This window comes from Bradyrhizobium sp. BLXBL-01, assembly GCF_051853025.1.
GTDB lineage: Bacteria > Pseudomonadota > Alphaproteobacteria > Rhizobiales > Xanthobacteraceae > Bradyrhizobium.
Genome location: NZ_CP182471.1, coordinates 4,418,601 through 4,438,723, shown reverse-complemented (window position 1 = coordinate 4,438,723; position 20,123 = coordinate 4,418,601). Strand labels below are relative to the sequence as shown.

Here is a 20,123-nt window from a genome sequence, read left to right as displayed (position 1 = left end):
GTCAGATTTTTGTTTGCGCATGATGCTTTCGGGAAAGCGCTGCACACTTTCCCGGATCATGCGCTAGACCAGAGAACAACATGCGCGCCGAAATCGAACGGTTGGTAGAAGAGATCAAGCAGTCAGTCGGGCTGCTGAGGAGGCATCTTTGACGTCGAGAAATCGACGGCGCGCCTCGCCGAGCTGAACAAGCTCGCAGAAGATCCCAATCTCTGGAACGACCCGCAGAAAGCCCAGAAGCTGATGCAGGAGCGCACCTCGCTGGAGGATGCGCTGTCGGGCATCGGCAAGGTCGAGCAGGAGCTCGAAGACGACATCGGCATGATCGAGCTCGGCGAGGCCGAGGGCGATGACGGTGTCGTTGCCGAAGCTGAAGCTGCGCTGAAGAACCTCAAGAAGGAAGTGGCGCGGCGCGAGCTCGAGGCGCTGCTGTCGGGCGAAGCCGACCGCTTCGATTCCTATCTCGAAGTCCATGCCGGCGCCGGCGGCACCGAGAGCCAGGACTGGGCGCAGATGCTCCTGCGCATGTACACGCGCTGGGCCGAAACGCATGGCTTCAAGGTCGAGTACCTCGAAGAGTCCGAAGGCGAAGAGGCCGGCATCAAGTCGGCGACCATCCAGGTTTCCGGACACAACGCCTATGGCTGGCTGAAGACCGAAGCCGGCGTGCATCGCCTGGTGCGCATCTCGCCGTTCGATTCCAACGCACGGCGACACACCTCGTTCTCGAGCGTGCAGGTGTTCCCCGTCATCGACGACAGCATCAAGATCGACATCAAGGAATCCGACGTCCGCGTCGACACCATGCGCTCGGGCGGTGCCGGCGGCCAGCACGTCAACAAGACCGAATCCGCGGTGCGCCTGACGCATATCCCGACCGGCGTCGCCGTGGTCTGCCAGGCCGGCCGCTCCCAGCACAAGAACCGGGCGCAGGCCTGGGACATGCTGCGCGCGCGTCTCTACGAGATCGAGCTGAAAAAGCGCGAGGAGAAGGCTGCCGCCGACCAGGCCGCCAAGACCGATATCGGCTGGGGCCACCAGATCCGCTCCTACGTGCTGCAGCCCTATCAGATGGTGAAGGATCTGCGCACGGGCGTGCAGACCTCCGACACTTCGGGCGTGCTCAACGGCGAGCTCGACGAGTTCATGGCCGCGACGCTGGCGCAGCGCGCCTTCGGCACCACGAGTGGCGACATCGAGGACGTGGACTAGCCATGCCGCGCGTCGCCTTCATCGGGCTTGGGCGGATGGGCCACGGCATGGCCGGCCGCTATCTCGATGCCGGCTTCACGGTGACGGTCTGGAATCGCAGCAAGACAAAGGCCGCGGACCTGATCGCGCGCGGCGCGATTTGGGCGACCTCGCCGGAGGACGCCGCGATCGATGCCGACGCGGTCGTGACCATGGTCGCCGACGACGAGGCTTCGCGCGCGGTCTGGCTCGGGCCGCAAGGAGCGGCCAAGACGGCGAAGGCCGGCACCATCGCGATCGAATGCTCCACCGTCTCCTATGACCATGCCCGCGAGATGGGCCGCGAGCTCAACGCGCGCGGGCTGATCTATATCGATTGCCCCGTGACCGGATTGCCGGACGCGGCGGCGGCCGGAAAGCTGACGCTTCTGGTCGGCGCCGATGCGGCCGATCTCGAGCGCGCGCAGCCCTATCTCGAACCGATCGGCTCGACCATCCGCCATTTCGGCGCGGTCGGCTCCGGCACGGTCTACAAGCTCATCAACAATCTCATGGGCGCGATCCAGATCGCCGGCCTCGCCGAGGGCCTTGCGATGGCCGAGCAGGCCGGGCTCGACATGAACCTGGTGCTGGAGTCGATCCAGGCCGGCGTCGCCGCAAGCCCGCAGGTGCAGCGTCACTCCAAGCGCATGGTCGCCCGCGATTTCAGCGGCGCGACCTTCACCGCAGCGCTGCGGCACAAGGATGCCGCCTACGCGGTCAAGCTCGCGGAGAGCTTGCTCGCGGGCAAGCCGCTGGTCGCGCGCGCTGCGGTCGAGGCCTACGCGCAGGCGAAGGCGGTGATGCCGGATGAGGATGAAGGCAAGATGATCGAACTGGTGTCGCGGCCGAAGCAGCGGTAGGACGTGTACTCACAAACTTCTGCTTAGCGATGCAAAGCGGAAGTCTCCGACCATGAAAGCTGTTTGGCTTCTGGACCCGAAGCGGACTATTGCTCGACCGCTTGTCCCGCCGTGAGCCGACGATCAGGGCACTAGCGGTGCGACAATCCCGCGTCAGACCGATCTGTGTACCAAGTCCTTGACAAACAATGGACGTAGACGGGAGTGTTAAGGACCATTGACCTGCGCAATCAGGGGTCTGCAATGCCCGAATCGGTCGAGACCATTGTTATTGGTGGTGGCCAAGCCGGTCTTGCTGTCAGCCATCATCTTGCCCAACGCGGGCGCGAGCACATCATCTTTGAGCGTGGCCGGGTCGCCGAGCGTTGGCGCAGCGAGCGCTGGGATTCGCTGTACTTTCAGTTCCCCAACGGGATGATGCGGCTTCCGGGGCACGCTTATGCAGGAGATGACCCTGACGGCTTTAGCCGGCGTGATGACGTCGTTCGCTTCATCGCAGATTACGGTGCGCGGATCGCGGCGCCGGTGCGATGCGGCGTCAACGTCACCGGTGTACGTCAAACCGAAGATGGGCGCTTGCTGGTGCAGGCGGGGACCACTTCAATCGCGGCTCGCAATGTGGTCGTCGCAACCGGACCATACCAAGTTCCGACCGTGCCGCAGTGCGCCGCTCATTTGCCCGCCGGAATTTGTCAGGTTACAGCGAGCCGCTACACACGCCCATCCGAGCTTCCTCCTGGCGGCGTGCTGGTCGTCGGCTCCGGTGCGTCCGGCTGTCAGATCGTCGAAGATCTGCTGCTCGAAGGCAGAAATGTGTACTACGCCCTGCGTGGCCATCGGCGTCAACCGCGACGCTACCGCGGACGCGATTCAGGCTGGTGGAACGAAGACACCGGCGCCACCAATCGAACGACGGACATGATACCTCCCGGTTTTCGCGGCCCGTTGGTCACCGGTTACAAGGGTGGAAAAACCGTTGATCTGTACGAGTTGGCGCAACGTGGCGCGAGGCTGCTCGGCAGCCTCAAAGACATCCGCGAAAATCAAATTTTGCTCGCGACGGACCTTAACGCCAACCTTGAGGTCGGAGATGAAACCTTTCGGCAATGGCTCTCCACCATTGACGCCTACATAGCCGCCAAGGGTATTGATGCTCCCCCTGGTGGGGAGTACGACGAAATTCTTAGCGCAAGGCGGGCGCGTCTCGCCGAAATTGAATCGCTCGATCTGCGTGATGCTAATATCAGTACGGTGATCTGGGCGTTGGGCTACGGCTACGATTTCAGTTGGATCGATTGCGATGTACTCGACGCGCGTGGTGCTCCACGTCAACAACGTGGTGTCACGAGCGTGCCTGGACTTTACTTTCTCGGCCTGCATCGCATGCACAAGATAAAATCGGGATTTCTTTGGGGGGTCGGCGAAGACGCCGAGTTTCTCGCAGATCATATTGAGGAACGCAGGCGATCCCCCGCGAGCGGTATAAGAGCCGACGTGCAATGACCGCTTCTGGCCCTTCTCGGACCTCACGAGACGTCAGCTTCCACGCCGCTCATGGGAGATAAGCGGACGTAGTGGATCTTGTAAGTACATTCGCTAACCATCGTTTGACGCGTCGGGCAAAACACCGGCAGAATGGTATCATCTGGCGCTAGGCGATCACGTCTTCCTTTTCAGCCCCTCGCGCCACGATTTTCAATATGTTGTCTCCAAGCGGCCGCTGCAACGCCTTAGCTTCATCCCAAGGGGCCCGCAGCCAGACGTCCCATTCCTCCGCGGTCGTCAGGATCACTGGCATAGCCTTGGGATGGATCGGTTCAACAACCGCGTTCGGGCTCGTCGTGAGAAACCCATAGACCTGATGCGGCCCCGGAACGGGTTTGGACTTCGTGCCGCGCTCGCCGTTGAACGTGGTCCAGATGCCGGCGAACGCGTAAAGTGGGCGCGCCTCCGCAAGCGCGAACCAAACAACATCCTTCTTTTTCGTCTCCGGGTTCGGCTCGGGCGCATACTCGGCAAAGCTATTGGACGGTACGAGGCAGCGGTGCTCGGGCTTGAGCCAGGCGCGCCAATGCGGCGACGAGGTGTTGCGGATGTTCGTGACGGGCGGCCCGCCGGTGCGGGGAGGAGGCGGCATGCCCCAGCGCATCATCACCAGCTCGCGCTCGCCGCCGGCATCGCGAATGACCGGGGCGGGGTAGTCCGGAAAGACGCCGGGCATCGGCGGCAAGTTGCCCTCGTAGCGGCGGACGATGCGGAAGAGGTCGGCGATGGCCGCCTGATTGGTGGTGATCGAATACAGATTGCACATGAGTGGGATCGTCTCTCATCGCTCGCCCGGCCACCAGGTCGTAGGCGGTTGGCTGGCTGAAATCTTTGTTGGCCGCAGTGCCACGAGCTCGCTGCGCTTGTAGGGACGGCCCCGCACTTGCGAACAGTCCTTGCAGCGCATGTAGCGTTCGAGTTCGTGGATCGGAGTCGTTTTTGGCCGCCGAATGATCTCGAGCGCTATGGTCTGATTGGTATCGCAGCCATGACAGCGGACCTCGAGATATGGGTACCCTCCATTGATTGCATCGCCGATGGTCGGCGAGGGCTGCGCGGGTCCCTTGTAACCGAGCATGCGGCTGTTCCACGCCACGCAGGCGAGCTTGTCAGCTTCCTTGCGCGCCTCCCTGGCGCGCTCGGCTGCCATCTTGATCCGAGTGCCGAAGAGATATTGGCGCGACTTCGTGGACATCCGGTCATCAAAGGCATGAGCCGGCAGGGTTTGGCAAATTATCGATTCCTAGTAGGCGAGGGTGCCGGCGAGCTACTGCTTCTCGTGGCTGTGGACAACAAGGCTGTCAGATGCTCACCAACTGTCGGCCGGTGCCTTTATGGACATTCGGTTGCCGGCTAGCCTCAGCCCGTCCAATCCACTGGTAGAGCAAGAAGTCGCTTGCAGGAGCCGATTGGCATTGACCCGTCGGGCAAAACACTGGCAGAATAGCATCATCGAGACGAGTTTGTTTTGCGCCCGCGCCGGTTCTTCCGCCGCGGGTTTTTTGCGTCTCGATCCAAGATTAACCGGAGTGAGTTTTCAGACGGATTTTCCAAATGACCGAAGCAGCGAAATACAGTCTTCTTTCCCAGAATGCTCTCGCGAGGGCGGCGGCTCGCCGCGCTCTGAAGCAGCGCACGCTAACCGAGATCAAATCCTTGGCGCGGACGCACACGAATGTCGCCATCAAGACCCTCGTGCAGATCGTGCGCAACAAGGACGCTCCCGCCCATGCCCGTGTGATGGCCGCCAACGCCATTCTCGATCGGGGATGGGGCAAGCCCTTGCAGCCGATTGCGAGCGAAGACGAGAACCCCATAAGGTTCGTGCACCGCATCGAACGGGTGATCGTGCATCCCGGCGACGACGTGACGATGGAGGCACATATCGAGGAGAGCGTGCGAGCACCGATCAGTGTCCTTGGCAGCCTCGGCGGGGTGCGCGATGAGGATGCCGATTATGAAGAGCTTTGGCTGGAGTCGCAGGAGCAGGCATGAGCGATATACTTCAGCAGTTGCTTCAAACGCGGGTTGAGCCAGGGCCGAAACCCGAATGGCCGCGATGGATCGCCGACGCACTTGCTTGCAAGCCTGAGAGTCCGGCGCTGGTGGACGCCTCGCCAACCAAGCCGGTCTCACCGGAGGCCGAGGATCAGCGCAATATTCGGCGATTGACCCGCGTATCGAACTCTTGAAGCTCAAGCCCGCGGGATGCCGCGGGCTTTTGACAGCCAATGTCGGCTGCTGGGGGCCGAGTGGACATGTTCTAAGGGCCAGAGCATTTCGCCTTCTGACCCGTAGCGGACTTGAAAGACCCCAATACGCCGCAGTCACGAACCGCTGCGGTAGGGCTCGACGGCGTGCAATCGAAGACTATCGCATCAAGTGGAAATCATGACGGACTGGCGCCAACGGCGGCCTCAGAAGTGCGCGAACGATGAGCGGGATACCAACTGCCAAAGGTATCAACCAGTACATGAAATGAGGCAGCTCCTTCCAAAGCGGCAACTGCTTTCCATTGTCGACGTAAAAGGCAACCAGCATTAGGACATACGACAGGCCCATCCCCGCGATATGAAGCCTGACCCAGTTCCGCCATCGATGCCGGAGCGCTGAGCGCCCGAGCCAGGCGCAAGCGAACGACAACGCCCCGAGAATGAACAAGTGATAGTTTTCGTCCCAGCGCATAAGCGACAGGAACGTCGCGGAAGCGCTGAGCCCCAGCAGGCACCAGAAATAGTTCGTTCCGAACTTCGAATGGCGTCCGCGACGCTTCTCGCTCAGCATTGCGATCGCTCCGATCGCAACACAGGCGATACCCAATGGGATATGCACTCCGAGAACCACCGCGAGAAACACGGGATCGGTCGATGGAATTTCAATGCCCGCCACAATGGTCGTTTCACCGCCGGTCATGGCGCCAGTTCCAGCTTGCAATTGACCATCGACTTCGCTGACGAGGACGGGCGTTTGACGGCAGATGCTGCGGCGGCGCACACGACGCAAAGCACACAGCAGCCAGCGAGGACGGCGGCATAGCTCCCCGTCCAATCGACGCTTGCCGCGAACGGCAGCGGCCCGAATGCGGCGCCGGAAATGCCGAAGACGAACGACACTCCCCTGATCGCGCCAAGATGGTCGCGCCCGAAATACTGCGCGTAGCCGGCGGCGTTGATAGCTTGCTGCGAGCCGTACGCTCCGCCCAGACTCAGCGCATACAGCACGCTGACGGCGATTCCACTTCCAAACGCCGGGAGAGCTGACGCCAGCGCAAGCATGAACATCGCAAGCGGGACCAGGTGCCGGGGTTCATACCGATCCACTAGAAATCCGGTGCCGAGCGTAGCAACGGCCTGAACGCCGGCAAGCAGCGATAGCAACAGCAATGCGTCGCCGTATGCGATCCCGGCCGTCTCCATGATTGAAAAGTGATTGAGCAAGAGCGCGGTGCCGATGGCGTTGGTCAGAAAGCCTGTAGCGCAGAGCAGCCAGAAGACGCCGGTACGTAGCGCTTGCTCGCGTGTAAACGATGGCTCCTCCCGTAGCTCTTTTGCGGCAGGCGCCAACCCGGCGTCCGTGCTGAGGCCGAACTTTTCCGGCCGATCACGAAACAGCGCGGCAGCGACCGGCAGAATGGTGAGGGCGACGAGACCGGCAACGGCAAGATAGGCGCCCCGCCAGCCGTAGTGCGAGATGAATCCATCGAACAGCTTCGGGAAGATCAAAGAACCGGCCGCGAGCCCGAGACTTGCCGCCGCAGCGGCAATCCCCCGCCGACGCACAAACCACAGATTGACGACCTGCTGGCTGACAAGGCTAAGGCCGCCGATCGCGGTGCCACGCAACAGCGCGAAGCCCACGAGCAGCATCATTGCGGATTGAACGGTCGCCATGAAAACGCAGGCCAGGGCGAGGCCACCGGCGATTATGGTCGCCGTCAGGCGAGGCCCACGCCGGTCGATCCAGCGGCCGATCACGGGTGCCGGCAGGATTCCCGCGAGCGTTCCAACCGCATAAGCAATCGAGGCCGATGTGCGTGAGATGCCAAGATCGGCAGTGATGGGGTCGAAGAAAACTGAAACGCCTGCCGTCTGGCCGGGCAGCGTCATGAACGAGCCGAAGGTGCCGGCCCCCAATACGACCCAGCCATAATGGAAAGCCGACGTTCGGGGACCCACCATTCGCAAGTGATCAACTCGCCCGGCGCGTGGCGGCTGCCGCCAAATCACCCTCAAATCCCTCGCAGCAATGTTCGCGCAAGAACTCGATGACTCCGTCCATACGATCGTATTGAGCGCGGCAGATAACCGTGCGCCCATTTCTTTCCTGGGCAACCAGGCCCGCGCCGACCAGCCCGCGTAGATGGAAGGCAAGCGTGGAGGCCGGTACGTCGAGACGGGTCTGGATATCGGTGATGTTAAGGCCGGGCGGCCCGGCCCGAACCAGCAGCCGATAAATGTCCAGGCGGGTCAAGTTGCCCAATTCGGCCAAGCAGCGCGCAGCGATCTTGCGGTTCATGCTTCCACATACCGCAACCTCAAAAACATTACAACTATAATCCTAGTTTTATGGTTTTCTGAGTCTCATCGAGTATTCAAGGGTAACAACCACCACTTCCCCGGCGATGGCAGTTAAGAGCAAATAGATGTCGGCTGTTGGCCCATGGCTGCCGCGTCCCGCGGCCGAGGATATGTCGGCTATCAGGGGCAGACCCGACTATCTCAAACGTCATCACCGGAGAGGTCGGCCACCAGCGGAGTCAGTAAACAACCGGCCGCGCGGACCTAGCCCGCGCTGAGCCGCACGCCGGCGCGCAGGAATTTCTGCGGATCGACCGCTTCGCCTTCGATGCGGGTCTCATAGTGCAGGTGCGGACCGGTGGAGCGGCCGGTCGAACCGACGAGACCGATGACCTGGCCGATCTTCACGACCTCGCCGACCTTGACGTTGATCTCGGAGAGATGGCCGTAGCGGGTCGAAAGCCCGTTGCCGTGATCGACCTCCACCATGCGGCCATAGCCGCCGGACCAGCCGGCGGAAACCACCTTGCCGTAGGCCGTGACGCGGACGGGGTCGCCGCTGGCGGCGCGGAAATCGAGGCCGGTGTGCATCGCGGGCCGACCCAGGAAAGGATCGCTGCGCACGCCGAAGCCCGAGGTGAACTCGACCTCGCCGATGACGGGCTTGCGGTAGGGCACCAGCGCCAGCGTGCGGTTGAGACGGTCCATCTCGGCGCGCGTGGTGTGGATGCGATAGAGCTGCTTCTCGAACGGTCCGGCATTCGCCGTCAACTTGACGGGGACGAACGGTCCGCCCATCGCACTGCGCGGCACGGCGGCTTCGAGATGGGAAAGGTTCAGGCCGAGATCGCTGACCACGCTGCGCATCCGGCGCATGCGCGAATCCATGCTCTCTTCGACAGCGCTGAGCGTCGCCATCTGGCGCCGCTCGACCTGATCAAGCGAGGTCGTGAGCCGGACCAGCACGTTGTCGAAACCCTGATTCTTGGCGAATTGGCTGGTCGGCGCTGCCACGACGCTCGGCGCGCGCGATTCCAGGCGCGCTTCGCGATCCGGCGGCGCCACGAAGATCACGGTGTCGCTGATCGGCGACGGTTTGGGCGTGCTCGGGCTTGAATCGCTCCGCTGCGGGGCGGCGCGGGGTATAGAGCCGGTCACGTCGGGCATGGCGCCGAGCGCCGTGGCCCGGGACTCCAGCGCCGTCTGGCGCTTCATGATCTGGTCGAGCTTCTGGTCGAACTGTTCCTGGTCGAGCAACTGGCGGCTGGTGGTGCGGTCGACCTTGGCGCGCAGCTCGGCGATGCGGTCCTCATAGGCGTATTGCATCTCGGCCTGGCGGGCGATCAGCCTCGTGAGGACGTCGTCACGGAACGCGAAATAGGTGGCAGTGGCAGCCGACCACAGCCCGAGCAGCACCACGGTGCCGACCACGATCCAGAACACCACGGGCCCGAAGCGGACCTGCTTGCCGGCATGAACGATGGTGTAGGCATCGTCGGGGGCGGGCAGGGGAATCGCGGTTGCCGGCGCCGGGACACCCAGGCGACGCTGGAAGGCCCGTCCGTGGTCGTGGGGATGATGTTGGGGGTACTGCGAGTATTGGGCAGAACTTTTCGACATCGGCACTCCCGCGCCGGTCGGATGGGTTCCTTGCGGCTCAATTGCCGCAGCAATCTGGGCCGGTCATGGTTAATTTTCCGCAAATGGGAACGCGCGAATTTAAAGGATTGGTTAAAGGCTCCTTGCCGCCTCCAGCACCTGGTCGGCATGGCCGTCGACCCGGACGTTGCGCCAGATCCGCGCGACCTTGCCGTCGGTCCCGACCAGGATCGTGGTGCGAAGAATCCCAAGGAAGCTCTTGCCATACATGGACTTTTCGCCCCAGGCGCCAAAGGCCTCCAGCGTTTCGTGCGTCTCGTCCGAGATGAGGGGAATGCCGAGCTTGTGCTTGTCGCGGAACTTCTCCTGGGCCTTTAACGGATCGGCGGAGATGCCGAGCACCGCGGTGCCGGCGGCGGCGAAGGCGTCGGCCAGGCGGGTGAAGTCGATCGCCTCTCTGGTGCAGCCGGGCGTGTCGGCCCGCGGGTAGAAGAACAGGACCAGCTTCTGCCCGGCATAATCCGCCAGCGTGACCACGTCGCCGCCATCGCGCGGCAGGCGGAAGGCGGGGGCCTTCTGGCCCTCGGCCAAGCCGGACTTCAAGCCGGACTTCAAGCCGGACTTGGCCGCAGCCGGAGAGGAGGCCGATTTGGAGGATTTTAACTGTTTCGATGCGGCCTTATGTGATGCTGCTTTTGCTATGGTCGCGGCTGATTTGCGTGCCGGTGTCCGCTGCGTTTTCGCGGACCTTGTTTGAAGAGATGCCCGCGTTTTTGCGGTCTTCTTTTTGGCGGCCGGACTGCCGGAGGGCGTTTTGGACGATTTCTTTCGGGATTTCTTGGACATACGCCTTCCTTTCGACGCTTTCGGCAGGTCAACCGAAGCGGTATTGCAGCTCTTGTCTGGCGAGCCGGAATCGCGCCCTTGGCTGGGCAAGTCTGACGACGCCGGAGTATGGTTACAAGGAATTCCACGCACCACCCCACTGCTCGTTGAACGCGCTCCCGGGGCGAAATGACGAACAGCAGGAATATTCGAGGTATGGCGGCAGTGCCGGCGCAGGGAGCGTCACTTCCCGCGAACGGCTGCGGTCCCGGCGGCGCTCAATCCTATGACGGGCGCCTGTATCGAGAAGCAATGGCAAGGAATACGTCGCCCCAGGACTACAACCGGGATCTTGATCGGCGCGGCGGCCAAGTTGAGCCGCAGGAATGGGACGACGCCGACTGGGATCCGGATCAGGAAGCGGCGGCGGGCCATCGCGCACGCCGGCTGCTGGCGCGTTCCGGTTCGGGCTTCCTCCGCATCGGTGACGGATTCGGCGCGTTGCGCCGCCGGGCGGGTGGGGGGCGCTGGCTGAAGCGCACGGCCGTGGTCATCGCCACCATCATCGTCATTTTCGTCGGCTGTTTCGGTGCGCTGTGGTGGCGGCTCGGCGCCGGTCCCATCAACCTGGACATCGCAACGCCCTGGCTCGCAGCCGCGATCGAGGACAATATCGGCCATGGCAACACGGTCGAGGTCGGCGGCACGCAGATCGAGCGTGCCGGGCGGGTCCGCATCGCCGTGCGCATCCGAGACATCATCGTTCGCGACCGCGATCATGCCGTCGTCGCCAGCGCGCCGAAGGCCGAGGTGAAGCTGTCGGGTGCGGCCCTCCTGATGGGGCACCTGCGGGCCGAGAGCCTCAACCTGGTCGATGCCGAGCTCGCCATCCGCATTGCGCCAGACGGCACCGTCACCGTGTCCGCCGGCGACACCGCAAAGCCGCTGGCGACCGGTGTCGCGTCCAAGAAGGACGCGGGCCTGCCGCCGACATTCCCGCGCAGCGGCGTCCCTCCGCCGCCATTCGCGACCGCGCCTGCGAACCCGGACGCCTCGCAGGCCGCACCGCAGGCGACCGCGCAGAGCGGCATCCTTCAGGGCCTCGACTGGCTCGACAGCCTGAGCATGACGGGCCTCGACGGCCAGAACCTCAACGAGATCGGTCTGAAGAACGGCGTCCTGGTCGTCGACGATCAGCAGCGCGGCAGCAAATGGTCGTTCGAGAACATCACGCTCAGCCTGCGCCGGCCGAGCCGCGGCGGCGTCGCGCTCAGCCTCGGCGAGGAGGGCGCGCGCCCGTGGATGCTGCGCGCCACGATCGGCCCGGCCGAGAACGGCGTGCGCTCGGTCGACATCAAGGCCGACAAGGTCTCGACCTCCAACATCCTGCTGGCGCTGCGGGTGAAGGATCTCACCTATACCGCCGACCTGCCGCTGACGGGCGAGCTCAAGGGCGAGCTCGGCCGCGACGGCGTGCCGACCTTCTTCCGCGGCAAGATCGCGGTCGGCGCCGGCAACATCATCGACACCGACACGCCCGACTACCCGATGGCGATCGACTCGGCCGAGATCAATGTCGAGTGGGATGCGAACCGGCGGGTGCTGGTCGCGCCGTTCAAGATTCTCTCCGGCGCGAACCGCCTGACGCTGCTGGCGCACCTGGAGCCGCCCAACGGCACCACCAATGACTGGCAGCTCGGCTTCAGCGGCGGTTCGATCCTGCTCGGCGGCATCGACAACGAGCCGCCACTCGTCTTCAACCGCATTGCGATCGGCTTCCGCTTCGACACCGACCACAAGCGCATCCTGCTGACGCAGGCCGACGTCTCCAACGGCGAGATCGGCGTCGCCGGCACCGGCGCGCTCGATTATTCGGGCGAGCCGCGGCTGACCCTCGGTTTTGCGGGCACGCCGATGTCGGCCTCCGCCCTGAAGCGGATGTGGCCGACGCTGATCGTCCCCGAATTGCGTGAATGGGTGATCGAGAGGATCGAGCGCGGAACGCTTCAGCGCATCGAGATCGGCGTCAACTCGCCGACCAGGAACCTGCCGCGCAAGGGCCCACCCATTCCGGACGACGGCCTGTCGGTCAATATCGTGGCGAGCGGCGTTGCGGTCCGGCCCGTGGATGGCATGCCGGTGGTGCGCGATGCGGATCTGAAGGCGCGTGTGACCGGGCGCACCGCGACCGTCAACATCGGGCAGGGCATTGCCGATACGCCCGCGGGCCGCAAGGTCACCATCTCCGACTTCGTGTTCGAAGTGCCCGACATGGCGCCCAAGCCGTCGCCGTCGCGGAGCAGATTCCGTGTCGAGGGCCCGGTGCCTGCGGCCGCTGAAATGCTCGCCAATGATCGGCTGAGCGACCTGTCGGCGACCGTCGTCGATCCCAACACCAGCAAGGGAACATTCGCGGCGAACATCCAGCTCGGCATGCCGGTCAAGGGCGAATTGACCAAGGCCGACACCACCTATGCGGTCACCGCCGATCTCAACGGCTTTGCCGCCGACAAGCTGGTGATGAACCAGAAGCTGGAAGCCAACAACCTCAAGATATCGGCCAACAACCAGGGCTACCAGGTCAAGGGCGACGTCAAGATCAACGGTCAGGCGGCCTCGCTCGATTATCGCAAGCCGGCCGAGGGCGACGCGGACGTCAGGTTGCAGGCGACGCTGGACGATGCCAGCCGCTCGCGGCTCGGCTTCGATCTCAGCCCCGCCGTCAGCGGATCGTTGCCGATCAAGCTGTCGGGCAAGATCGCGAGCGGTGCGGATCAGACGACGAAGCTCGGCGTCGAGGCCGACCTGACCTCGGTCAGGCTCGACAACATCCTGCCCGGCTGGGTCAAGCTGCCGGGCAAGTCCGGCAAGGCCAGCTTCAAGGTGGTGCCGACGGCGCAATCGACGCGTTTCGAGGACATCGTCATCGACGGTGGCGGCGCTTCGATCAAGGGCTCGCTCGAGCTCGACGCGAACGGCGATCTCGTAAACGCGAACTTTCCGACCTACGCGCCGTCCGACGGCGACAAGGCCTCGCTCAGAGTGGAGCGCAGCCAGGACGGTGTGGTGCGCGGCACCATGCGCGGCGACGTGTTCGACGGCCGCGGCTTTTTGAAGTCGGCGATCTCGGGCAATTCCAAGGACGACAAGAACAAGTTGAAGAACCTCGATTTCGACATCGACGTGAAGCTCGGTGCCGTCGCGGGCTTCAACGGCGAGGCCATGCGCAGCGTCGACGCCAAGATGTCGAAGCGCAACGGGGCCATCAAGGCGCTCACGCTGAGCGGCAAGATCGGCCGTGACACGCCTGTCGCGGCAGATCTGCGCGGCGGCCGCGCCCAGGGCAACCGCGAGGTGATCTACCTGCAGACCAATGACGCGGGCGCGCTGCTGCGCTTCACCGACACCTACACCAAAGCGGTCGGCGGCCAGATGGTGGTGGCGATGGAGCCGCCGTCTTCCGAGCCGAACACGGCGCGCGAGGGACTCATCAACGTGCGCGACTTCACCGTGAAGGGCGAGGCGCAGCTCGAGCGCGTGGCCGCCGGCGCCCCCAACGGCACCGGGAATGGCGTCTCCTTCAGCGCGCTGCGCGCCGAGTTCACCCGGCAGAACGGCGCGCTCACGATCCGCGACGGTGTGGTCAAGGGGCCGATGATCGGCGCCACCATCGAGGGCTCGATCGACTATCCCGGCAACCAGGTGTGCATGAGCGGCACCTTCGTGCCGATGTATGGCGTCAACAACATCTTCGGCCAGATCCCGCTGTTCGGCATCTTTCTCGGCGGCGGCAACAATGAGGGGCTGATCGGCGTGACCTACGAGGTCGTCGGTACGCCGGCCGCGCCCGTGATGCGCGTCAATCCGATCTCGGCGATGGCGCCGGGCCTGTTCCGCAAGATCTTCGAGTTCAACACCGGCAAGCAGAACTCGCCGTTCGAGGAATTCCCGTCGCAGTCAAACGACGGCTCGACCGGATCGACGCGCCAGCTGTCGAGCGGGTGCACCGTCGCGCGGCGGTAGTAGCGAATATCAATCAGGCCGTCATGCCCGGGCTTGTCCAGGCTTGTCCCGGGCATCCACGTTCTTCGTGCCGCGTGGCCAACACGTGGATGGCCGGGACGAGCCCGGCCATGACGAATGTCGCGACGCTTTTGCGCCGAACGTCTCGACTCTCAAGCGGCGTGTTACGCCGCGCGCACGCCCTTCAGGAACGTTCCGACTTCGCCGGAGAGCTGCTCGGCCTGCTTGGACAGGTTGCTGGCTGCCGTGAGCACCATGCCGGCGGCGTTGCCGGTCTCGTTCGCCGCCGTGCTGACACCGCCGATATTGGTGGTGACCTCCTTGGTCGCCTCCGCGGTCTGCGAGACGCTGCGGGCGATCTCGGCGGTGGCGGCGCCTTGCTCCTCGATCGCTGCGCCGATCGAGGTGGCGATGCGGCTGACCTCCTCGATGGTGGCGGTGATGCCGCCGATCGCATCGACCGCTTCCTTGGTCGCGCCCTGGATCTGGGCGATCTTGTCGCCGATCTCGCGGGTGGCTTCCGCAGTCTGGCTCGCCAGCGACTTCACCTCGGAGGCGACGACGGCAAAGCCGCGGCCGGCTTCGCCGGCACGGGCCGCCTCGATGGTGGCGTTGAGCGCGAGCAGGTTGGTTTGCGCCGCGATGTTGGAGATCAGCTCGGCGACGTGCTCGATCTGCTGGGCGCCGTCCGACAGCGCGCGCACGATGGTGTCGGTGCGGCGGGCGCTGTCCACCGCGCGGCCGGTGACCTCGGCGGATTGCGCGACCTGCCGGCTGATCTCGGTGATCGAGGAGGAGAGCTCCTCGGCGGCGGAGGCGACGGTCTGGACGCGCTGGCTGGCCTCATTGGCGGCCGAGCCGACCAATGCGGCGCGGCGGTTGGTGCCTTCGGCGGTGGACGACATCGACTTGGCGGTGGTCTCCAATTCACCGGAGCCGGAGGCCATCAGGCCGACGAGCTGGCCGACGGAGGCATCGAAGCGGTCGGCAAGCGCGATCAGGGCCTCGCGCTTCTCCTGCTCGCTGCGAGCCTTGGCCGCGACCTGCTCGGCCTCGAGCGTGCGGGCCGTGAGCGCGGTCTGCCTGAGGACTTCGAGCGTCTCGGCCATGCGGCCGATCTCGTCGCCGCGGTCGGTTTCCTCGACCGGCTTGTCGATGGCGCCTTCGGAAATCGCCTGCATGCGGTTCTTCTGACGATCGAGCGCGCCGAGCACGTCGCGCGCGATCAGCCAGGACAGCGCCGCCATCAGCAGCATCAGGCCGACGCCGACCGCAGCGAGCTCCAGCGTCAAGGCGCGCACGTCGGCGTCGATGTCGTCGACATAGAGGCCGTAGCTGATGGTCACGTTCCAGGGCGCGAATTTGCGCGCGAACACGGTTTTGCGGAGCGGCTCGGTCTGGCCCGGACGGGGATAGAGATAGGAGGTGACGCCGCCCTGGGCGGTCTCGTTGCCGGCCTTGATGATGGCGTCGGCGATCAGAACGCCGTTGGAATCCTTGGCGCCGGTGATCTTGCCTTCGAGCTGCTGATTGGCGCCGTTCATTACGAGCGAGCCGTCCTGGTTGTAGACCACCGGATAGCCCTGGTTGCCGTTGAAGTTCATGCGGCGGCCGCGCTGGTGGAACAGGCTCTTGGCCTCGGTCGCCGTCAGCTTGCCGGCGGTCACCTCGTCCTGAAGCGCTTGGGCGTAGTTGTAGAGGAGCTCGACGGCGGTCCGCATCTGCTGGACGCGGTCCTCCATCATGCGGCTCTTGCTGAGCACGGCCGATACGCCGATGATGGCTGTGACGGTGAGCGCCGCAAGGCAGACCATGCTGGCAAGCTTGGTGCGGATCTTCAGATGACTGAGCAGCTTCATCACAGCCCCTACGGAATGGTTGTTATTGCTCGCACCGGTAGCATGAAGTTCTTACCAATCATGAATGGAGGCATGCGACGGCCTGCCGCGCGGACAGCGTTCGCAGGCGCGTGCGCAATGGTGCAGGCAAATTGCTCTGCCAGCGGGCTCCAGCCCATCTGAGGAAGGGAATCGATCTTGGATTTTGGTGGCTATGGAGTGGAGCCGAACGCGCAATGAATCGATTCGTTCATCGCATCATCATGTCCGTGCTGCTCGTCGCGGCCCTGGTTCTCATGTGGAACGTGCTGGGGACGCGTTGAAACGGCACCGGCGGGCCCGCCGGTGCCGTCCTGCTTGCGAAGTGATCTGGAGGCGCCTCAGCGCCGCGCGAACGCGCCGCCGGCTGCGCCGCTCTCCTTGCCCATCGCGGCATCGACGCTGATCGGCCCGCCACCGGCTGCCGACAGGTAGAGGCAGGCGAAGCAGAACAGGATCGCTGCGGTACCGCCATTGAGCAGCGGCAGGAACACCGGCGCATCGCCCCTGAACATGTGCCCCATGAAGTAGGCGAAGGCCATTTCACCCGAGAGGATGAAAGCGGAGAGGCGCGTGAACAGGCCGATCATCAACAGCCCGCCAACCACCAGTTCGATCGTGCCGGCCGCGCCGTAGAGCGACATCAGTTCGACCTTCGCGAACATCGGCACAGCCGGGAACTTGAACAGCTTGGCAATGCCGTACTGGAACAGCAAGAGGCCGGTGATGAAGCGAAACAGGCTCAGCAGAACCGGTTGAAAGCGAGAGAGAAAAGAAAAGTCCATTTTGGTTTGCCCTCCATCCAATGCAGCGACTTGGACCGCATTCGGTTCCTCCTCGCAAGCCACCCAAGATTGATTCTGCGCTGACATTTTCGTCATGTCGGACATAACACCGCAGGCCGGGGTTTCGGCCGCGTGTGATCCGCATTTTTTGCGCGTATTCGTGCCGGTCCCACCCGTAATTTTCCGGTGACACGAATGCGATCAGGTTACCCCTGAGATACCTAGCGCCGCAAGGCGGGCACGATTAGGAATGGAATCATTCCGAGGATCACGCTCGCAAGTGCGAAGGCGAGCAGGGCGTTGTAGCCGTGCGTCGCGTCATGGATCAGGCCGCCGCTCCAGGAGCCGAACGCCGAGCCGAGGCCGCTGCCGATCGAGATCGTGCCGTAGATGGTGCCCACGCGCTTGCCCTGGAAGATCCGCATCGCGGTCGCGCTGATCAGCGGGCCGCGCGAGCCCATCATGCTGCCGAAGCAGACGATGAAACCGGTGAGCAGCAGCATGTTCGGGGAATATTGCAGCAGCCAGAGCAGGGCGATGCCGAGGATCGAGATCGCGTAGCTCAAGAGCACGGACGGCCTTCGCCCGATCAGGCCGTCGAGCGCAGACACACCGAGCATGCCGAACACCAGCACGACGCCGGAAAAACCCCAGGCGGTCGCGGCCTGGAGCGGGGGGAAGCCGGCATCGATCAGATACGCCACGATCTGCGCGGCGATCGCGTACATGCCGACGGCGGTGAAGAAGAACGTCGAGAACAGCGCCCAGAAGGCGTGGTGACGCATCGCGCGGAGCAGCGTCCAGCCGTTGTCGACGAAATCAGGATCGGTCTTCTTCACGACATGCGGCGAGCCCGCGGCGAACAGCCGCCACGGCAGCAGCAGTAGCGGGACCAGGAGGCCCAAGGCGGCGAAGCCGAACAGCTGGTAGGTGCCGCGCCAGCCGATGTGATCGATCAGCAGCTGCGAGGCCGGCAGCAGCACCAGCACGCCGCCGCCCATCGCCGAATACACCACCGACATCGCGGTCGGCAGGCGCGGCCCGAACCAGCGGCCGAGCAGGATCGAGTTCGGCACGATGCCGATGAAGGCGATACCGACGCCGACGCAGAGGCCGATCGAGAGCTGGAACTGCCACAGGCGCTGCGCGTGCGCCGCGATCAGGAAGGCGGCGCCGAGCAGCAAAAGGCCGAGCGCATAGACAATGCGCGGTCCGGAATGATCGAACAGGCGTCCGACGAAGGGGGCGGTAAGGCCGCTCGCAAGCCAGGTGAGTGAATAGACCGAGACGATCTGCGCGCGGTCCCAGCCAAAGCTTTCCGAGATCGGCTTCAGGAATACCGTAAAACTGTCGCCGAGCCCGCGGCCCAGCACGGCCAGCGTGAAGCAGAGTGCGAGCACGGTGAGCGCGACGCCTTGCGGTGTCGCCGCGACGCCGTCACGGTGCGTATCCTTGCTCGCTTCCCTGGGCGTGTATTGTTTCATTGCCGTCAGGGAGCGCGCATCTGTGCGCCCTGACAAGCAGTGAAAAGCTCATACGCCTATGCAGGCTTGATGAGCACGTGCTTCTTCTTGCCGAAGGACAGCTTGATCACGCCTTCCGGCGTCAGATTGCCTGCCGACAGCGCCATCTTCTCGTCGGTGACGGGCGCATCATTGACGCGCAGGCCGCCGCCTTTGATCTGGCGCCGCGCTTCGCCGTTGGAGCCGACGAGGCCTGCCTTGACGAAGGCGTTGAGCACGCCCAGGCCGGCGTCGAGCTCGCCGCGCGGAATTTCCACGGTCGGCAGGCTTTCGGCGAGCGCACCTTCCTCGAAGGTGCGGCGCGCGGTCTCCGCGGCTTCGCGCGCGGCGTCGCGGCCGTGCAGCAGCGCGGTCGCTTCTGTCGCGAGCACCTTCTTCGCCTCGTTGATCTCCGAGCCGCCAAGCGCCTCGAGCTTCTTGATCTCGGCCATCGGCAGCGTCGTGAACAGTTTCAGGAACTTGCCGACGTCGGCGTCCTCGGTGTTGCGCCAGTACTGCCAGAAGTCGTACGGGCTGAACTGGTCGGCGTTGAGCCACACCGCGCCTTGCGCGGTCTTGCCCATCTTCGCGCCCGAGGCGGTCGTCAGCAGCGGCGTCGTCAGCGCGAACAGCTGGTGCGTGCCCATGCGGCGGCCGAGATCGACGCCCATGATGATGTTGCCCCATTGGTCCGAGCCGCCCATCTGGAGGCGGCAGCCGGTGCGCTTGGCCAGCTCGACGAAGTCGTAGGCCTGGCAGACCATGTAGTTGAACTCGATGAAGCTCATCTCCTGCTCGCGCTCGAGGCGCAGCCGCACGGAATCCATGGTCAGCATGCGGTTGACCGAGAAGTGCCGGCCGACGTCGCGCAGCATCTCGATCCAGTTCAGCTTGGTCAGCCATTCCGCATTGTCGAGCATGACGGCGTCGCTCTTGCCCTCGCCGTAGCGCAGCACTTTGGCGAACACGCCGCGGATCGATTCCTTGTTGGCCTCGATGTCGGCAATGGTGCGGATCGCGCGCGTCTCGTCCTTGCCGGAGGGATCGCCCACCATGGTGGTGCCGCCGCCCATCAGCGTGATCGGCTTGTTGCCGGACTGCTGCAGCCAGTAGAGCATCATCATGGTCAGATAGTTGCCGATGTGCAGCGAGCGGGCGGTGCAATCGTAGCCGACATAGGCCGTGGCCTCGCCCTTGGCGGCGAGCGCGTCCAGCCCCTCGAAATCGGAGCACTGGTGGATGAATCCACGTTCCTGCAGGGTGTTGAGGAAATCCGATTTAAATGCAGTCATCTGTCGGCGTACCTGACAATTCTTGGTTTACCGTTTTGGGGGCAATTTATGGGTCTTCCGCGGGA

16 protein-coding genes are annotated in these 20,123 nt (G+C 64.0%); 5 read left to right on the top strand and 11 right to left on the bottom strand.

Annotated features, from left to right (window positions below):
* Positions 1–80: 80 nt before the first annotated feature.
* The 3 genes from prfB to ACNJYA_RS20645 all read left to right on the top strand — a co-directional run bounded on the left by prfB (position 81) and on the right by ACNJYA_RS20645 (position 3,596).
* A protein-coding gene (gene prfB / locus ACNJYA_RS20655) for a peptide chain release factor 2 (protein WP_260383522.1) occupies positions 81–1,212 on the top strand; the annotation gives its coding sequence in 2 pieces (ribosomal slippage) (positions 81–149 and positions 151–1,212; 1,131 coding nt in all).
* Between the two features lie 2 nt (positions 1,213–1,214).
* On the top strand, positions 1,215–2,093 hold the full coding sequence (locus ACNJYA_RS20650) for an NAD(P)-dependent oxidoreductase (RefSeq protein WP_439400648.1): 879 nt from the start codon (positions 1,215–1,217) through the stop codon (positions 2,091–2,093).
* A 243-nt stretch (positions 2,094–2,336) separates the two neighbouring features.
* Positions 2,337–3,596 carry a flavin-containing monooxygenase gene (locus ACNJYA_RS20645; protein ID WP_439400647.1) on the top strand — a complete coding sequence of 420 codons (1,260 nt, stop codon included), beginning with the start codon at positions 2,337–2,339 and terminating at the stop codon, positions 3,594–3,596.
* Between the two features lie 148 nt (positions 3,597–3,744).
* Here ACNJYA_RS20645 and ACNJYA_RS20640 read toward each other — a convergent pair whose 3' ends face one another.
* Both ACNJYA_RS20640 and ACNJYA_RS20635 read right to left on the bottom strand, forming a co-directional pair.
* Entirely contained in the window at positions 3,745–4,404 is a 660-nt protein-coding gene (locus ACNJYA_RS20640) for an SOS response-associated peptidase (RefSeq protein WP_439400646.1), read from the bottom strand.
* 15 nt (positions 4,405–4,419) lie between these two features.
* Positions 4,420–4,833 carry a hypothetical protein gene (locus ACNJYA_RS20635; RefSeq protein WP_439400645.1) on the bottom strand — a complete coding sequence of 138 codons (414 nt, stop codon included), beginning with the start codon at positions 4,831–4,833 and terminating at the stop codon, positions 4,420–4,422.
* 359 nt (positions 4,834–5,192) lie between these two features.
* On the opposite strand from ACNJYA_RS20635, the gene ACNJYA_RS20630 reads away from it, so the two are divergent.
* Positions 5,193–5,633: a hypothetical protein gene (locus tag ACNJYA_RS20630; RefSeq protein WP_439400644.1), complete on the top strand. Its 441-nt coding sequence runs from the start codon at positions 5,193–5,195 to the stop codon at positions 5,631–5,633.
* 375 nt (positions 5,634–6,008) lie between these two features.
* Here the strand turns inward: ACNJYA_RS20630 and ACNJYA_RS20625 are convergent, their stop codons facing one another.
* From ACNJYA_RS20625 to ACNJYA_RS20605, 5 genes are all read right to left on the bottom strand, one after another.
* The gene (locus ACNJYA_RS20625) at positions 6,009–6,551 is read right to left on the bottom strand and encodes a hypothetical protein (RefSeq protein WP_439400643.1); all 543 of its coding nucleotides are present in this window, start codon (positions 6,549–6,551) and stop codon (positions 6,009–6,011) included.
* Positions 6,548–7,744: an MFS transporter gene (locus ACNJYA_RS20620; RefSeq protein ID WP_439400642.1), complete on the bottom strand. Its 1,197-nt coding sequence runs from the start codon at positions 7,742–7,744 to the stop codon at positions 6,548–6,550. The genes ACNJYA_RS20625 and ACNJYA_RS20620 overlap by 4 nt, the downstream gene beginning before the upstream one ends.
* 82 nt (positions 7,745–7,826) lie before the next feature.
* Entirely contained in the window at positions 7,827–8,153 is a 327-nt protein-coding gene (locus tag ACNJYA_RS20615; protein ID WP_439400641.1) for an ArsR/SmtB family transcription factor, read from the bottom strand.
* 266 nt (positions 8,154–8,419) lie between these two features.
* Positions 8,420–9,775, bottom strand: coding sequence for a peptidoglycan DD-metalloendopeptidase family protein (locus tag ACNJYA_RS20610; protein WP_439400640.1), 1,356 nt, complete (start codon positions 9,773–9,775; stop codon positions 8,420–8,422).
* Positions 9,776–9,886: 111 nt separating this feature from the next.
* Positions 9,887–10,600 carry a peroxiredoxin gene (locus ACNJYA_RS20605; RefSeq protein WP_439403457.1) on the bottom strand — a complete coding sequence of 238 codons (714 nt, stop codon included), beginning with the start codon at positions 10,598–10,600 and terminating at the stop codon, positions 9,887–9,889.
* Between the two features lie 195 nt (positions 10,601–10,795).
* Here ACNJYA_RS20605 and ACNJYA_RS20600 point away from each other — a divergent pair, with 195 nt between their 5' ends.
* The gene (locus tag ACNJYA_RS20600) at positions 10,796–14,602 is read left to right on the top strand and encodes a YhdP family protein (RefSeq protein ID WP_439400639.1); all 3,807 of its coding nucleotides are present in this window, start codon (positions 10,796–10,798) and stop codon (positions 14,600–14,602) included.
* A gap of 164 nt (positions 14,603–14,766) precedes the next feature.
* Here ACNJYA_RS20600 and ACNJYA_RS20595 read toward each other — a convergent pair whose 3' ends face one another.
* The 4 genes from ACNJYA_RS20595 to tyrS all read right to left on the bottom strand — a co-directional run bounded on the left by ACNJYA_RS20595 (position 14,767) and on the right by tyrS (position 20,058).
* Entirely contained in the window at positions 14,767–16,461 is a 1,695-nt protein-coding gene (locus ACNJYA_RS20595) for a methyl-accepting chemotaxis protein (RefSeq protein WP_439400638.1), read from the bottom strand.
* A gap of 359 nt (positions 16,462–16,820) precedes the next feature.
* Entirely contained in the window at positions 16,821–17,264 is a 444-nt protein-coding gene (locus ACNJYA_RS20590) for a DoxX family protein (RefSeq protein WP_172788704.1), read from the bottom strand.
* Between the two features lie 221 nt (positions 17,265–17,485).
* Positions 17,486–18,748, bottom strand: coding sequence for an MFS transporter (locus tag ACNJYA_RS20585; RefSeq protein WP_439400637.1), 1,263 nt, complete (start codon positions 18,746–18,748; stop codon positions 17,486–17,488).
* Between the two features lie 56 nt (positions 18,749–18,804).
* Positions 18,805–20,058 carry a tyrosine--tRNA ligase gene (tyrS, locus tag ACNJYA_RS20580; RefSeq protein WP_439400636.1) on the bottom strand — a complete coding sequence of 418 codons (1,254 nt, stop codon included), beginning with the start codon at positions 20,056–20,058 and terminating at the stop codon, positions 18,805–18,807.
* Between the last annotated feature and the right edge of the window lie 65 nt (positions 20,059–20,123).

Excerpts from the sequence above, each read along its gene's own strand:
- ACNJYA_RS20650 (WP_439400648.1), top strand. The coding sequence starts at position 1,215 with ATGCCGCGCGTCGCCTTCATCGGGCTTGGGCGGATGGGCCACGGCATG.
- ACNJYA_RS20600 (WP_439400639.1), top strand. The coding sequence starts at position 10,796 with ATGGCGGCAGTGCCGGCGCAGGGAGCGTCACTTCCCGCGAACGGCTGC.
- ACNJYA_RS20635 (WP_439400645.1), bottom strand. The coding sequence starts at position 4,833 with ATGTCCACGAAGTCGCGCCAATATCTCTTCGGCACTCGGATCAAGATG.
- tyrS (WP_439400636.1), bottom strand. The coding sequence starts at position 20,058 with ATGACTGCATTTAAATCGGATTTCCTCAACACCCTGCAGGAACGTGGA.
- ACNJYA_RS20630 (WP_439400644.1), top strand. The coding sequence starts at position 5,193 with ATGACCGAAGCAGCGAAATACAGTCTTCTTTCCCAGAATGCTCTCGCG.
- ACNJYA_RS20645 (WP_439400647.1), top strand. The coding sequence starts at position 2,337 with ATGCCCGAATCGGTCGAGACCATTGTTATTGGTGGTGGCCAAGCCGGT.
- ACNJYA_RS20595 (WP_439400638.1), bottom strand. The coding sequence starts at position 16,461 with ATGAAGCTGCTCAGTCATCTGAAGATCCGCACCAAGCTTGCCAGCATG.
- ACNJYA_RS20605 (WP_439403457.1), bottom strand. The coding sequence starts at position 10,600 with ATGTCCAAGAAATCCCGAAAGAAATCGTCCAAAACGCCCTCCGGCAGT.
- ACNJYA_RS20615 (WP_439400641.1), bottom strand. The coding sequence starts at position 8,153 with ATGAACCGCAAGATCGCTGCGCGCTGCTTGGCCGAATTGGGCAACTTG.
- ACNJYA_RS20625 (WP_439400643.1), bottom strand. The coding sequence starts at position 6,551 with ATGACCGGCGGTGAAACGACCATTGTGGCGGGCATTGAAATTCCATCG.
- ACNJYA_RS20640 (WP_439400646.1), bottom strand. The coding sequence starts at position 4,404 with ATGTGCAATCTGTATTCGATCACCACCAATCAGGCGGCCATCGCCGAC.
- ACNJYA_RS20610 (WP_439400640.1), bottom strand. The coding sequence starts at position 9,775 with ATGTCGAAAAGTTCTGCCCAATACTCGCAGTACCCCCAACATCATCCC.
- ACNJYA_RS20590 (WP_172788704.1), bottom strand. The coding sequence starts at position 17,264 with ATGGACTTTTCTTTTCTCTCTCGCTTTCAACCGGTTCTGCTGAGCCTG.
- ACNJYA_RS20620 (WP_439400642.1), bottom strand. The coding sequence starts at position 7,744 with ATGACGCTGCCCGGCCAGACGGCAGGCGTTTCAGTTTTCTTCGACCCC.
- ACNJYA_RS20585 (WP_439400637.1), bottom strand. The coding sequence starts at position 18,748 with ATGAAACAATACACGCCCAGGGAAGCGAGCAAGGATACGCACCGTGAC.